The sequence below is a fragment of the Chitinivibrio alkaliphilus ACht1 genome, from assembly GCF_000474745.1.
Taxonomy (GTDB): Bacteria; Fibrobacterota; Chitinivibrionia; order Chitinivibrionales; family Chitinivibrionaceae; genus Chitinivibrio; species Chitinivibrio alkaliphilus.
The window spans coordinates 42,470-56,742 of record NZ_ASJR01000012.1; the positions used below are offsets into that span (position 1 = coordinate 42,470).

Consider the following 14,273-nt stretch of genomic DNA (forward strand, 5'->3'; position numbering starts at 1 on the left):
CGGGTGCTCCAAATCCTGTTTGAAACGGGGGGAGTGCATCATGCCTCCTAGTATCGTTGCCCTTGGTACCATTTGAAAGGTCCAGCTTTTTGAAGTGATTTCAAGTTGGCCATATCTCTCGGAAGAGTGGAAATACCAGCCTTGGAAGTATCAGTGCTTCGACGCGTCCCAGAGAGTTAATAGAGACGCCTTCCCACGTCGTGATGGGAGTTGTAACATCCAATGATTCGAGAACGCTTGGTGTTGTATCATTGGGAAAAAGAAAACATCTTACTGATGATGTTTGCGTTTCGTTTCCCCTATTTTCAGTTTGAATTGCCACCAATGCTAAGGAGTCCCCTTGGCGACTATCGATATTCTGCCCATAGACTGCAGATCCAATCAGCAAAAACAGCAGGCAGATCTGTATTATAGGAATGTTTCCATGCATGATAATTCCTTTCTCGTAGATGGATTATATATATACCGTTGCAGATTATGATCACTGGAAGTAGTCATGCGTAGCGCATGGGGAGTATATATCATCACAGGACTTTGAAAAATGGGAGGAGTAGTTGTACACATTGACCTGCTCCTCCTTTGTCTGGTTAGATATACTGCGTATCCGTAGGTAAGATACATGATGTATACTTATCCCAGTATATACCATGGTGGTAAGAATTAAAAATTCTCTGTTTCAAGGGCGGGGGCATCTTTAACTGGCGGTGCTCTCGTGATTATTTGCGACGAAAAATTATCGGTAGGGGAAAAGTAACCGTGTGAGGATGACTCACCTATCAGTACCTAAAAAAAAGAACTCCCGGAATGGGGAGTTCTTGTATGAGCCTTGATACCCTCTTCTTAGGCATAGGTCACGGTATATTTTTTGCGAAGCTCCTTAATCAGCTCTGCAATAATCTCTTGGCTTTTTTGCCGGGTGAGAAACTCTTTAATTTGATCCTTTGCCTCTTCAAAGGAAAGATCCTTTGATGGCCGGTGATCTGTCTTTTTGATAATATGGTATCCAAAGGGAGTTTCTACGGGAGCACTCACTTCACCAATAGAAAGATCGAGCACTGCTTTTTCAAAGGCAGGGACCATTTGGCCCGTCCCAAACCACTCTAAATCACCACCCTTTTTTCCAGAAGGACAGTCTGAGTGCTCTTGCGCCATCTCATCAAAGGAGGCACCGGCATCTATTTTTCCATGGATCTCTTCGGCAGTCTCACGAGGCCGTTCTGTATCTGAAGAGATGAGGATGTGTTGAGCGCGGAGGGCTTCACCGCTTTTCATACGCTCCTTATTTTGCTCATAAAAGGCGTGTAAGTCATCCTCCGTAAGGGAGAGCTTTTGTTGTACCTCATCTTCGGCGGTAAGTTGGCCAGACATGTCACGGCGCATGTTTTCTGCAATGGTATCCACCGTTACATCACTGTCTGCAAGCATTTCAACAACTTTCTCTTTGCCGCCATATTGTGCATAGAGCTGTTCCATTTGGCGCTCTACCATTTCATCGGTAACGCTGAGGTTACGATGAATGCTCTCTTCCTGAAGTAAGCTGTTTTCGATAAGGTTTTCAAGAAGCATGTTCCGCTCTTCTTCTGTCACGGATTCTTTCTTATTTTGCTGCTTAAAGGCTTGTTCCATGCGATCAAGATCGTCACGGGTAATTTCTCGGTTCTCTACCCAAGCTACTGCTTCTGCCATTTTTCATCCTTTATTGAAACAAAGACACGTGGCAAAAAGATATGTTCTGTGCAAAAGAAAGACTCAGGAAATTACAAAAAAGAGGAAATTGTGCAGGGAGAAGAACGTCGCGAATGTGTAGGGCTTTAGAGTTCCGCAATTGTTTCTATAAATTCACGATACCCAAAAGGTTTTATCAGGTATCCTGCAACACCGTGGAGCATGGCGCGGGAGATGCGATCGAAGTCTTCGGGGCTGTCCGCGGCAGAACTAATGATGATTTGTGCGTCAGGATACACCGATAAGAGATCCATGGCCGCCTCGTCGCCGCTGATATAGGGCATGTGCAAATCAATGACCGTAAGATCTGGGGTGTGTTCCTCGTAAAGTCGTACGAGGCTTTGGCCATCCGTACCGAAGGAGATGGCAACGGAGGGAAAATATTTTTGAAAGTATGATTTGAGTACCGTGCGTTGCACAGAACTGTCATCAATCAGTAGTACCGATTTCATTGTCGCCCCGAAAAAGAACAATATAGTATATTTTCGGATACCCTGTGAAAATAGTATGCCTTTTTATTTCTTCCCTGTGGACATTTTTACCGTGTCCGTGGAAGAAGGCATATAGAGTAGGCTCCAGCAATACAGAGACCACCCAGTATATTGCCCAGAGTAACGGGGATGAGATTTGCCATGCATTGTTTTGTTGTCAGTAAGTCGCTGTTAATCAGTGGGATAAGAAATATTGGCATGTTTGCTATGCTGTGTTCGAAACGAGCCACCATAAAGGCGAAGACAGCCCAGTAGAGAAGCAGAATTTTTGCGGTCTCATAGTTTGTTCTCGCTGCTGCCCACACACCGAGACAGATACAGATATTACAGAGGATGCCTCGAAAAAAGAGGGGAAGGAAGGTATAGTGTGCCTTGTTAGAGGCCAGTTGTTCAATAGCACTCAAGGATTCATGACCTGGTAAAAAGAGCCCGGCTTGCTGTATGAGCAGAGCCGTAAGGATGACACCCGCAGCGTTTGCCAGATAACAGACGGTGCAGAGGTAGATGCTTCTTGGCAGAGAGATTTGTTTGTGCAGATAGGTAATTCCCACGGCTAGGATTGTGCTTGTAAAGAGTTCCGCTCCGGCGATTACAATGAAGGAGAGCGCAAAGGGAAAGATAAGCAGGGGAAGAAAGCTTTGGAGAGGAGACGAAGCGGGCACCATGGCAGTGGCAGAAAAGCTTACGGCAATACCCATGGTGATGTACATACCAGCGAGCATGGCGTATATCCAGTAGCTGAGGGGGCTTTCTTGGAGAAGTGCTGCTTTTGTTTTACCGCTTTGGGTGAAGTAGTGGAGGGTTTCCTGATACACGAAGCTATTCCTTAAAAAAAGGAAAATACATTATGTGAAAAAGATAACAAAAACTATTGTGTTATTTTCGAAAGGGCGGTCATGCTACCTAATACGCCCGTGCAGGCCCCGAAAATAAGCATGGCTGCCGCCAGAAAGTTATCAAACCAAAGGAGATATTCCATGGGAAGAAGGGTGGTGCGTATTCCTTGCAGAGCAAGCCACGCCGCCGCTGCTCCGAGGGTTCCTTGGAGGAGCCCCTCGATAATAAAGGGCATGCGAATATACCAGTATGAGGCACCAAGGTACTCCATATTAATTACTAAGTCTTTGCGGGCATAGATGGTGAGTTTTACCGTATTGGCAATGGTAAAAAACAGGGCGGGAAAGATAATGGCAAAGGCTCCCAGCAGCACTCGGGTGATACGCCCTTGAAACTCCTCAAGGGTGCGAAGCCACTCTTGCGCGTAGTGGATCGATTCAACTTCCGGAAAATCATGAATCTGTTGTGCCAGTTCTTCCGGTGCAATGGAGGCATCTACGCTGGAGATGTAGAGAGCAGGGGGGAAGGGGTTTTGGTCGAGGTCTTCCACGAACTCGTCTCCCCATAGCGAAGTAAACCGCGTATACTCTTCACTGCGGGAAGAAAAACGGACCGTGCCGATCTCATCCAATTGGCGAAGCTCTTGTGCGAGATCTTTGCCTGTTTCATCGGAGGTCTCCGGAGTAAAGAAAACGGAGATAAGCGGCTCCTGCTGTTGCAGAGAAACCCACGAGTGAAGGTTGTATAGACTGAGAAGAATCGCCGTGAGCAAGAAGATGGTAACGGCAACGGTAATAATAGACACGACCGTAACCATCTTCGCTTCACGGAGTGAGCGGAATGCTTCAACAATACAGTACCGCAGTTTATTCATTATGCCTAATCAATGCGGATAAACTCACGATTTCCCACTCGCTTTATCATGACGGCGGTATTTCGTCCGCTTTCAGGATCAACAGATATAATGCCGGAGAGGCCGTTATACCCGCGTGTATAGGCAAGATGGCTTTGCACATCCTCCACATTTCTTCCCCGTTGCATTCCTTCAAAGATGAGGTGAACTGCATCGTAGGTCAGGGGAACAACAAGGCGTTGTGGCGATTCTCCAAACTGTTCTTCATAAGAAGCGGTGAAGCGATCCCAGCGGTCACGCTCTTCAGTAAGGCTGTAATCGGTGGAGAAAATCATATCTCGCACATAATCACCCCCATCCAGAATGAGATTATTGCTGTCCCAACTATTTGTTCCGAGAACTTGAGTTTGAATTTTATAAAAGGGTACTTGCGCAGCCAGCTTTACCGCATTTGATACGGATGAGGGCATGAAGAGTCCTCCGAAATTTACGGTTGAGTCTTCCACAAATTCTTCAACAAAGGTTCGCTCACGAGAGGTCAGCTCATCTTCTTTGTCTTTTCCCAGCTCCTGAAGAGCGAAGAACCGTTTAATTTCATGAAACTGTTCTCGATGATCGCTGGCGGAAGGAGAGAAATGCTCTGTATGGAGTATGGAACCACCCATGCGTTCAACTTCGTCAATAAAATACTCTGTCACAATGTTGCCGTAGGAAGTAAGCTCTGAGAGAACAACGAAGTCGTAGATTGAGAGTTGTTCCACGGAATAGCGAGCGATACGCTCGGCAATTACCTGCGGGGTAATATTCAACTGAAAGATATTTTCCCCCAGTTCTGCCAAGCCCCCATCGGTGGCCGTGGGGCTAATAAGAAGAATATCGGGATGATCCATGAGCATAGCCGCAGCAAGGGTTGCGCGGTCACTCATGAGGGGGCCAATAATAACGTCTGTATCATCTTCAATCAAGCGACGCATTTTTCGCGCTGTGGTAACACTGTTGCTTGCGTTATCAAGAATTGTTACGGATATGTCAGAACCGGTCTCTTCGGTAATTGAATGAAGGGCAAGTTCCACTGCTTGCTCTGCATGTCTTCCCAGGATACTGTCACTGCCGGTGCGGGGAATAAGAAGGGCCAGGGAGAGCGTGCTGCGCGGTGCACGGTCTGCCGGTGGTGCTTCGGTGCCAATAACTAAGCTCGTGTCATAGGCACTTTCTTCATACCTTCGCATAAATTCGCGCAAGGCATCTTGCGCCTTGGCGTGATCAACGCTTTTGGTGTGGATAGCTTGATAGAATGTGACGGTTTCCGTGAGGGCGGGGGCAAGGTCATCATGGGAGATTGCGCGAACCTCTTCTGGGTGAAGATACTGCTCCAGAAGGCGTTCCACATTTGTAATGAGAATCTCCATACGACGTGTCTCGGGATCGACTCGTTTTGCCGCATCATTAAATGCTTCAAAGGCATCCGTAAAGAGGGTTCGCTTGGCAGCACCAATTCCTTTTAAATAGGCAACCCGGGCCATTTCCGGTGTGTCGGAATGCTCTGCTTCAAAGCGCTTTGTAAGGCTGTCGAAAGCGGCGTACTGTTCCTGTTGCAGCAGGCTTTCAAGAAGAAGCGCGTGAATCTGTGGATCTGCCGCATCTTCCAATGCCGTTTCGGCAGTTTCTTGGGCTGTGGCATAGGAGCCATCGCTGAGATGTTGGCGAATAGTTGCGGCCATATCGTCGGCGATAAGTGAAAAAACAATCAGACAAACAAAGAGGACAGACTTCATGAGTTACCCTTTCATTATGATGGTACCATTTCTGTAATATATCTTTCTGAGCAATGCATATTCTTCTAATTTTCCCCGGGCATTTTGAAATTTGTTAGATGGTCACTTACGGAGTAGGTATATGTAGGATATTCGTAGAACGGGTTTCGTGGCTCAGTTTCACAGAGCCGGTATCCGAAAATATCCTTGTATTCGTGTGGATCTTCCCCCATGGTCTCAAGTTCTTGCAAATATTCCAAAAGAGATTTTGACTCCACAATAATCACCCGCCCCATGTTCTCTGTTATGGGGCTGTGCACACGGTTGTGGTCGTGATCAAAATCAAGAATGCGTCGGCCATCGTCAGTAAACCCAACCGTACGAAAGGTAAGGCTTTTTCCCACCCCGGGAAGATTAAGCACGCTGCGATCAACAGCAATAAAGGGGAGATCTTTTTGCTTCATGTAGGCCTGGGCCTCTTCGGCCATGTTTGTGGTGCGAGTGACGAGAAAGGACAGATCGTCCTTGGTATAGCCAAAACTCTTCTCTTCCATCTTCTCCTGCACGATTCGTGCGTTTGTGGCGAAATTCTCTTTATTCTCAAAAAAACCTTTCACGGAGAAGGTATAGTACGGGATTACCCCGCACTCATTCAGGGTTTTACGAAGTTTTGCCGTATGACCCCGTCGTGATGCCGCGGCCGTAAATACTTGCTGATTGGTAATATACCAGCCAGTTTCAGAGAGATTCTGCACGGCCTGTTCTGCTTCGGGGGTAATTTCCATGGCTGATTCAAAATGTGTTTGAATTACACATTGGTCAATACCAAGGGCGGTTGCCTCTGTTTTAAACCAGCGAAGGGTATCACATAGTTCTGTGTCTACCCGTTGTGGAAGATAGACCGGAAGCCGTGTTCCTAAACGGATACGGCTAATCTCTGCAAAATTCCGCTTCAGGGCGGCATTCTTTTCTTTTTTCCGCTGAGCCATTTCCAATACGCGGGTAAGAATGTATCGCAAGGTGCGATTTTTGCTCATGAGAGCATCACCTCCGGTAATAAGGATATCCCGCAATTGCGAATCTTCCTCATAGTAGTTCAGCAGACACTCAAGTTTATCTTTCCACGACTGTTTCGGTGCCAGTTTTGAAAGATCAAAATTGAGGTCGCCGCTTTGAAACCCGTACATTCGTTGACATGAAGAACATAATCCTCCACAGGCTCGTCCGATGGTTTCCGGTATTAATATAGCAACTTCAGGATAGCGTCGGTGAATATTATGGGAGGGAAGAAGCCAACCGGCGGCGTTTGGTTTGCCTATTTCTACGCTGTCTTCTTTTTCCCATGCTCGAATATGCCCAAACTCTTCGTTGAGATTTTCACTGTAGAAAATGTACTGTCTGATCGCAAGGTCATCCCCAAGATCCTGTTGGTTACCGCAATTAAGCAGAGAGAGGTAGTAAGGGTTGACAAAAATGGGGATCCCCCGTTCTTCGGCCTCTCTCATAATGCGGGCTGTTTTTGTATCGAGGGAGTTTCCCAAAAGAGAGAAGAGGCGTGCCGTATCCCGCACGGCAAAGGCAAGGTGAAAGGCAGAGGTTTTCCACCATTGTTCTACCTGAGCGATTCGCTCTTGTCGCGACAGGGATGGATCAAAGGCATATTTTTGGGGACATTCCCCGCGTTCAATTTCATCGGTAATGGCAGCGATAATACGTGCCTTGTTTTCTCTTCGGCGAGCAATAATGTGGTCATCAAGACCGGTGGGATGTCTATCCATCCATTCATGAAGGTGGTCGCGTCCTACTGTGTCAGGGCTGTTATGTCCGCCGGCTTGTTCAAAGAGATGACGCAACTCTTGCCAAAGAGCTCTGCTTAACTTGTTCTTTTTTTCCAGGGTATCCCAAAAACACTTCAAGGGTGTACTGGTGATGGTTTCGCGATAGTTCCCATCAAAAAAAGACTCTCCTTCGTTTTCAAGAAGGTGGTAGAGGGTAATACACCCATAATCTTGCCAGCTGAGGTTTTGAAAGGCTGCATACCCAACGGTATGATATCTGCTGTAGGAGAGAGCATGGGGATTGGAGGAAAAATAGGTGTCCACATAATCCTGGAGAAGCATCTTGAATTCCGTGTAGGAGTCTGCCTGAGAGACAATATCAGAGAGATAGGGCAGGGTGGTAACCCAGGAGGAAATCTCTTTGTGTGTACTCATTTTTGTAATATCCATATTCATTCTCCGTACTAAAATGATTGGCGCACCAATCGGTTCTACTCAATAAAGCCAAATTCATTCAGTTGAGAGGCGTTATCTCGCCAATGGGGTGTTACCTTAACAAAGAGCTGGTATTGTACTTTCTCACCGGTGAGTTTACGCATTCTCCACTCAGCCTGACGACGGATCTTTCCTATGGTCGTTCCCTTATTTCCAATCAAGATGGCTTTTTGTCCCTTTGTTTCCACATGAATGTCTGCGTTAATATGGTGTACCCCTTCCTCCTCCGTATAAGAGGTGATTTCAACGTGGGAGGCGTGCGGAACTTCACGATAGGTAAGCCCAATAATTTGTAGACGAACATATTCAGCGGCAAAATAGCGTAAGTGTGCATCCGTAATCTCATCGGGAGAAAAGTAGCGTGGTCCCTCGGGAATAAAGGGCCGGAGAAAGTCGACAAAAACGTCCCGTGCATCCGGTGCTTTTGCACTCACCATAAGACGAGGGCACTCTGTAAGACCGGGGTAATCTGCAAGAAAGGCCGCAATACGCTCTTCAACTTCTGGAAGTGTGAAGAGATCGACCTTGTTGAATATGAGAACAACTTGCTTTGATGTACGCGCTTTTTCTGCAAGCGCTGCAAGATGAGCCTCTTCGGCCCCTGCTTTTCTCGAGATATCAATAAGATAGCAGACGATGGTAATACCTTCATCATGAAGCATAGAAAGGCCATATTGAGATATGCTTTTATTAAGGCGATGCTTTCCCATGTGGATTCCTGGGGTATCCACAAAAACTATTTGGAGGTCCTCTTCTGTGTAGACACCATTCATATTTTTTTGTGTCGTTTGGGGCAGGGGCGATACAATGGCAAGGTTTTCCTCGAGCACTGCATTCAACAGGGTTGATTTACCACTGTTGGGACGCCCTATGAGAGCAATAAAGGCAGATTTGAAAGAGTGAGAGTCACTCATGAGCAGTATCCTTTTGTTCATGTTGTACTTGTTCTTGCAGATTCATGACATGGCGTCGCATAAGTTCTGCACCAATATAGGAAGATCGTCCCTGCCAACGTGGGGGTTTTATCATTACCACAGCGCAGGCAACATTTTGTTCTACATCATCTTCATCAAGAAGATAGCCCACAAACCAGTCAACGAGGCCATACCCGGCCATGGTGAGCGTTCCGGTTTTTCCGCCGTAATGAAAGTCCCTAAATCGGGGGGAGTCTCGTACAAAGGTAAAGGCGCTCGTGGCTGTGCCATAGCGTGAAACATCCTTCATCATCTCATTTAATGGAGGGTAGTTTTTTGCCTTAAATGCTCTTCTCCAGTAACTGTCTGAGCGGGCGTAAACCTGTTTTTCTGTTTCAAGGTCTATTACGGAATCAACAATGGTTGGAGTAAGCATTATTCCCTGGTTTGCAATAGCTCCGGCCATAAGAGCCCCATGAATGGGAGAGATGGTATTTGTATAGGAGAATCCCGAGGCTGCTTGCGCAATCTCAAGATTTGTTTGTGGATAGTGGAAGACGCTTGTGTCTACGGGAAGCATGAAGGGGATTTTGGTATTAAACCCGAAGTTTTGAGCGTATGTATAGAGATTGTTTGCTCCTAATTCAAAAATACCCATGGTGCCAAAGACTGGGTTTATCGATTCGGCAAAGGCACGTCTGAGGCTAATATCAATTCCAGCACTGAGGTGTTGCTGAAGCTGATCCTCCTCAAGGGTATATTTATCACCATGATATCGAAGTACATGTTGTTCGGTATGCCCCAATATTTCTACAGCAGCTGTTGCGGTGACTATTTTTGCAATGGATGCTGCTGGGATGGACGCATTTGTATATACGGGGGTAGAGAATTCGCTCATTGATTCCGGATTATCCGGGTTTTCGTAACTGGAAAGTGAAAGGATACGCCCGGTCTTGGGTTGAAAGAGAACCACTGCACCGAAACGGGGGCGATAACTTTCCATGAAACTTTTCCCTAATCGATTAAGGCGTGGTTTCATACTGTAGTGTACTATCATAGAGCGATCTTGCCAGACGAGAGTGTCCGGGGTGCCCGTAAAATCCTGTGATGCTGATTTCAGCAATTGTGGCAGATCATCATGGGTAAGGGAAAACGATGGTGGCAGTGTGGCAGAGGTATCAAGGGCTACTTCCTGCGTTGGTACAGTGTCGGATGGCTCGGTTGTGTCAGGGCGTGCATCGTCCTTGACAGGCGTTTGGTCTGCTCTCTTGGGAGGTTCCACCTCTCCTCTAAAACTGGGGATAATGACCCTGGAAAAGAAAAAGCTCACGAGTATTAGAAAGAGAACCAGGCGAATACGCCCCTTTTGGGGAGGGCCTGAAGAACCGTTTCTTTTTCCGTACCGACGATGTTTATATGGAGTGTGTCCATAGTTTTTTGTCATACCAACTCCTCACTGCTTCGGTCTTTTATCATGGGAGCACGTTTTTTCCCCATATGAATAAAAAGCTCACCAAGAAGCCCCAGGGAAAAAAATTGGACAGCCACAATAATGGCTGTTACCGCAAAGAGAATAATGGGGCGGACATGCAGGGGAGAGCCAGAAAACCATTGAATGCCAAAGTACGTAAGTATTGATCCGCCAATGGCGAAAAGTATCAGGCTGAATATGCCGAAAAAATGGAGGGGGCTCGTCATATATTTGCGAAGGAATATAAGGGTTATAAGATCAAAGAAGCCGTTGATGAATCTATCTGCGCCAAATTTTGTTTTGCCGTATTTTCGTTTATGATGGGGAACGGGTATCTCCGTAACTGAGAAGCCGTTCCAATGAGCAAGAAGGGGAAGGAACCGGTGGCGTTCTCCATACACATCCAAGGAACGAGCCGCTTCTCGGGTATAGGCCTTAAATCCGCAGTTAAAATCATGAAGGCGGATTTTTCCAAAAAGGGAGGTGATGCGATTAAACACTTTTGAAGGGAGATTCTTAGAAAGAAAGGGATCTTTTCGGTGTTGCTTCCAGCCGGAAACAACATCCCACCCCTCCGAGATTGCGTCAATGAAGTCTGGAATTGCCGCAGGATCATCTTGTAGATCAGCATCCATGGTGATAATAATATCCCCCGTGGCGTGACTGAAGCCGGCGTTTAGGGCTGCGGATTTACCCTGGTTTCGTCCCAGGGAAATATAGTGTATTTCCCTGGGACATGCTCTATGAAGTTTCTGAATAATTTGTAACGAGGAATCGGTACTGCCATCATCTACAAAGAGAATCTCCAGATCGTAGCTGTGTTCGTGTGCAACAGTACGGATCTTCTCCGTGAGGGGAGTAAGACTTGCTTCTTCGTTAAAGAGAGGTATGACAACTGTTATCATGGCAAATCCAATATAAAAGGGGGGTAAAAATATACATTTTTTACCCCCGGAATATCAGCACTTACAGGTATTCGGTACTGTTTTTCTTATTTGTTGAAGAAACTTACCAGATCTTCCAGCTGTGTTTGAGAGGGCCGAACCTTTCGTGGCGCATTCTCAACCTGCTTCATGGAGAGAGAGATTCGTTTTTTCCGTTTATCTACCTCTACAACTTTCACACGCACAGGGTCACCCACGCTCACCACTTGATCAGGAGTCTCAATATACTCATTGGCCAATTCAGAAATGTGAACCAATCCATCGGAGTAGGAGTTGATATCCACAAAGGCACCGAAATTAGTAATATTGGTTACTTTTCCGTCGAGAATCGCTCCTTCTCGCAACTCGTTGATTCGCAAGGGTCGCGCCGGCTTACTGGAAAGAGAAATGTATCGTTTTGCCACCTTCAACTGGTTTGCAATATTTTGTTGAATAAAATCTTCAACCCTGCTGTCGTCAGCATGGAAATCCTGAAGTAAGGCGGTGGTGCGAATAAGTTTTTCCGGAGTAACACCCAATTCGTCACAGACCGACTGTACCAAGCCGAATTCTTCAGGATGAACGGTCGATTTATCCAAGGGGTTATCTGACTCTGGAAAAACGATATAACCGGATATGTTATTGTATTGCACTGCGTCCAAACAGTCGAGATCTTTCAAGTCTTGTTTGGATGAGATCCGTTTTTGCTGTTTTGCACGGCGAAGTTCACGCAGCTGAGACTCATCAAGTTCGAGACTGGTGAGAAGATAGTCGTTGGCTCCATTTATTTGAATACCGTATTCAAGGGCTGCAGCAACATAGAGGTCGTCAATTAATTCACCAATGACAGAACAGTCCAGAAGTTTTTCCTGCGGATGTATTGAAAAGCAGTGCGCCCCAACTTTACTAATAACAGCAAAGGGTTTCATCACGGAGAGAGCGTACGCTAAATTTTTAGAAATCTCCTCTGAGAGGCCTTCGGTCTCTTCAATAAAATAGGCAGATTTCATGAGTGCGCTGGTTTTTGTTGTTAGAGGAACGCGTTCAACTTCCGGTTTTGATACTGTTACCTTCGATGTTTGATCAATTACGGACTCTACATATTCCCCATGGTCATTGTTTAAAACAGCAATGCGGTTGGGGTGGTAGAGAGTAAAGAGTTGTTTGATCTTTTTTGATACAAAGGGACGTCCGTATTGCCGGATCGTTTCTCTGGTGCAGCGTAGCATACTTCCTAAGCTGTCTACCACAAGAATGTCAAGGGCATCTTCGGAGTAAGCCGAGGCAAAGAGAAGTGTTTTTTTCGTGCTCTTGGCATACTCTTCAACCATGGGACGAAGGTCCCGTTTCATCTCCTTTATCAGCTCATTTTCAGCCTGCTCATAGTAATGATCCTTCACACTGGTTTCCACCATGGGATAAATAAGGCGGTTCCACGCATCTTCCAAGGATTCCATAATGAGCTGATCTTCTTCTGGAGCTGCATCTTCCCAAAAATGTTCCTTCATCAACTCCATGACATGAATGGGAGGAAGCGCTACTTTTACTTTAATATCACCAGCTTCTTCATCCTTTCGCAGATCAAGGATTTCCTTGCTCTCAAGGTCTGAGAAAAGCATGTTCTCATCGGTGTATTTATCATATTTCTTCTTTGCTTTCTTTTTAAAATGAAGGGAGACCATTCCTTCATCTTCTGCAAAATCGCGGAGCATAATACGAACTTCTTCGTCAAAGCCGTAACGTTCTGCCAGGATATCCACAACACCTTTGCGAACATCATCGGTTGATTTGAGCTCTTCATCAGGGCGAAGGTACTCCTGGGCTGCAGCGTCAAAGTCAGTACATTCTCCACGGTGAATCTGGTCTGCAAGAGGTTGCAAGCCACGCTCAAGGGCAACACGACCCTTGGTGCGCACATTTGTTCTATGTCCGATGTAGACGTCTTCAATTTCTGCTTCGGAAATACTATAAATGATTTTTTCTTCATTTTCCTCATCGAGAAGTTCAGCCTTTTCCAGGACAGAACGGGCTCGGTCACGTAAGGTGACAAGCTCTTCCTGTTTGCGGAGAAATCGGTATATCTCAGAGAGTATATCCGTCGTCACAAAGGCTGATACGGTGGGAACGTAGTTCCGTACAAAATATTTCGAGTTTCCCTCGGTATAGAGCGTACAAATTTCTTCGGCAACTTCGTAAGGAAGCTCCCAGTTATCCTCTATATAGCCAGCAAATTCAACCATTTAGGTCCTTTTTTGTAGATTTATATTTCGTTTGTTTGTTCATTATTTGATTATGAAGAGTCGTTTTGTAGAGCGGTGAGTGCATTTTTGACGCGGTCCACCCTTATTTATCTCCCGTGCAAAATACAATACATGGCAATAGCCTGTCAAATTTATTTTCTAAAACATCCTTTGAGACGATAGATGGTGCTTCCCCGGGCACTCCACTTCTCCTCGTATTCTGTTCGGATATTATCTTCCGGCTCTTGCGCGTGAAGATCAAGGCAAATCTCATCCAGTGTCATACCGAAACGGTGCATTTCCAAAAGAGAGAATTCAAAGAGGGGCCGATTGTCTGTTTTAAAGATAAGCTCTCCCTTGGGGGAGAGAACTTCCTTATAGCGCGAAAGAAATCTGGTGTGGGTCAGTCGTCTCTTTGCATGGCGTTTTTTATGCCATGGGTCGCTAAAGTTAAGATAGATAGTATCGATTTGGCCGGGAGCAAATACATCTGTTAGGTTGCGAGCATCCATCTTAATAAAGCGGAGATTGGGAAGGGCCAGGGCGAGTGTTTTCTCCAAACAGCGAATAAGGATTGAGTCGAATCGTTCCATACCCAAAAAATTGATATGGGGAAAGCGATGAGCCATTCCCGCAAGAAATGCCCCCTTACCGCTACCGATTTCTAAATGAAGCGGGCCTGATTGGGGAAAAAACGAGGGTGCATGAAAGGTTGTATCCGGGTTCATGCAGACAAGGGTGGGATGTTGTGCCAGAACGTCCGGGGCGTGTTTAATATTTCTTTGACGCATG

At 46.1% G+C, this 14,273-nt stretch carries 12 protein-coding genes; all 12 read right to left on the bottom strand.

The annotated features are described in order from the left end of the window. Window positions 1–100: 100 nt before the first annotated feature. The gene (locus CALK_RS07235) at window positions 101–430 is read right to left on the bottom strand and encodes a hypothetical protein (RefSeq protein ID WP_022637022.1); all 330 of its coding nucleotides are present in this window, start codon (window positions 428–430) and stop codon (window positions 101–103) included. A 410-nt stretch (window positions 431–840) separates the two neighbouring features. Then, on the bottom strand, window positions 841–1,686 hold the full coding sequence (locus tag CALK_RS07240) for a peptidylprolyl isomerase (RefSeq protein ID WP_022637023.1): 846 nt from the start codon (window positions 1,684–1,686) through the stop codon (window positions 841–843). Between the two features lie 125 nt (window positions 1,687–1,811). Then, window positions 1,812–2,177, bottom strand: coding sequence for a response regulator transcription factor (locus tag CALK_RS07245; protein ID WP_022637025.1), 366 nt, complete (start codon window positions 2,175–2,177; stop codon window positions 1,812–1,814). 86 nt (window positions 2,178–2,263) lie between these two features. Next, complete coding sequence (locus CALK_RS07250) at window positions 2,264–3,031, bottom strand: formate/nitrite transporter family protein (protein WP_022637026.1); 768 nt, start codon at window positions 3,029–3,031, stop codon at window positions 2,264–2,266. A gap of 53 nt (window positions 3,032–3,084) precedes the next feature. Further along, complete coding sequence (locus CALK_RS07255; protein WP_022637027.1) at window positions 3,085–3,927, bottom strand: cell division protein FtsX; 843 nt, start codon at window positions 3,925–3,927, stop codon at window positions 3,085–3,087. 5 nt (window positions 3,928–3,932) lie between these two features. Further along, complete coding sequence (locus CALK_RS07260) at window positions 3,933–5,681, bottom strand: penicillin-binding protein activator (protein ID WP_022637028.1); 1,749 nt, start codon at window positions 5,679–5,681, stop codon at window positions 3,933–3,935. A 65-nt stretch (window positions 5,682–5,746) separates the two neighbouring features. After that, a complete protein-coding gene (locus tag CALK_RS07265) occupies window positions 5,747–7,888 on the bottom strand; it encodes a KamA family radical SAM protein (RefSeq protein ID WP_022637029.1) in 2,142 nt (713 codons plus the stop codon). 41 nt (window positions 7,889–7,929) lie between these two features. Beyond that, window positions 7,930–8,847, bottom strand: a complete 918-nt coding sequence (gene era, locus CALK_RS07270; protein WP_022637030.1) for a GTPase Era — start codon at window positions 8,845–8,847, stop codon at window positions 7,930–7,932. Beyond that, a complete protein-coding gene (locus CALK_RS07275) occupies window positions 8,840–10,291 on the bottom strand; it encodes a penicillin-binding transpeptidase domain-containing protein (RefSeq protein ID WP_022637031.1) in 1,452 nt (483 codons plus the stop codon). Before CALK_RS07275 ends, era begins: the two co-directional genes overlap by 8 nt. Continuing rightward, entirely contained in the window at window positions 10,288–11,223 is a 936-nt protein-coding gene (locus tag CALK_RS07280) for a glycosyltransferase family 2 protein (protein WP_022637032.1), read from the bottom strand. The genes CALK_RS07275 and CALK_RS07280 overlap by 4 nt, the downstream gene beginning before the upstream one ends. An 86-nt stretch (window positions 11,224–11,309) precedes the next feature. Then, complete coding sequence (locus tag CALK_RS07285; protein ID WP_022637033.1) at window positions 11,310–13,481, bottom strand: S1 RNA-binding domain-containing protein; 2,172 nt, start codon at window positions 13,479–13,481, stop codon at window positions 11,310–11,312. Between the two features lie 152 nt (window positions 13,482–13,633). Beyond that, the gene (gene trmB / locus CALK_RS07290; protein ID WP_022637034.1) at window positions 13,634–14,272 is read right to left on the bottom strand and encodes a tRNA (guanosine(46)-N7)-methyltransferase TrmB; all 639 of its coding nucleotides are present in this window, start codon (window positions 14,270–14,272) and stop codon (window positions 13,634–13,636) included. Between the last annotated feature and the right edge of the window lies 1 nt (window position 14,273).

Excerpts from the sequence above, each read along its gene's own strand:
- CALK_RS07285 (WP_022637033.1), bottom strand. The coding sequence starts at position 13,481 with ATGGTTGAATTTGCTGGCTATATAGAGGATAACTGGGAGCTTCCTTAC.
- CALK_RS07275 (WP_022637031.1), bottom strand. The coding sequence starts at position 10,291 with ATGACAAAAAACTATGGACACACTCCATATAAACATCGTCGGTACGGA.
- trmB (WP_022637034.1), bottom strand. The coding sequence starts at position 14,272 with ATGCGTCAAAGAAATATTAAACACGCCCCGGACGTTCTGGCACAACAT.
- CALK_RS07245 (WP_022637025.1), bottom strand. The coding sequence starts at position 2,177 with ATGAAATCGGTACTACTGATTGATGACAGTTCTGTGCAACGCACGGTA.
- CALK_RS07280 (WP_022637032.1), bottom strand. The coding sequence starts at position 11,223 with ATGATAACAGTTGTCATACCTCTCTTTAACGAAGAAGCAAGTCTTACT.
- era (WP_022637030.1), bottom strand. The coding sequence starts at position 8,847 with ATGAGTGACTCTCACTCTTTCAAATCTGCCTTTATTGCTCTCATAGGG.
- CALK_RS07260 (WP_022637028.1), bottom strand. The coding sequence starts at position 5,681 with ATGAAGTCTGTCCTCTTTGTTTGTCTGATTGTTTTTTCACTTATCGCC.
- CALK_RS07255 (WP_022637027.1), bottom strand. The coding sequence starts at position 3,927 with ATGAATAAACTGCGGTACTGTATTGTTGAAGCATTCCGCTCACTCCGT.
- CALK_RS07235 (WP_022637022.1), bottom strand. The coding sequence starts at position 430 with ATGCATGGAAACATTCCTATAATACAGATCTGCCTGCTGTTTTTGCTG.
- CALK_RS07240 (WP_022637023.1), bottom strand. The coding sequence starts at position 1,686 with ATGGCAGAAGCAGTAGCTTGGGTAGAGAACCGAGAAATTACCCGTGAC.
- CALK_RS07265 (WP_022637029.1), bottom strand. The coding sequence starts at position 7,888 with ATGGATATTACAAAAATGAGTACACACAAAGAGATTTCCTCCTGGGTT.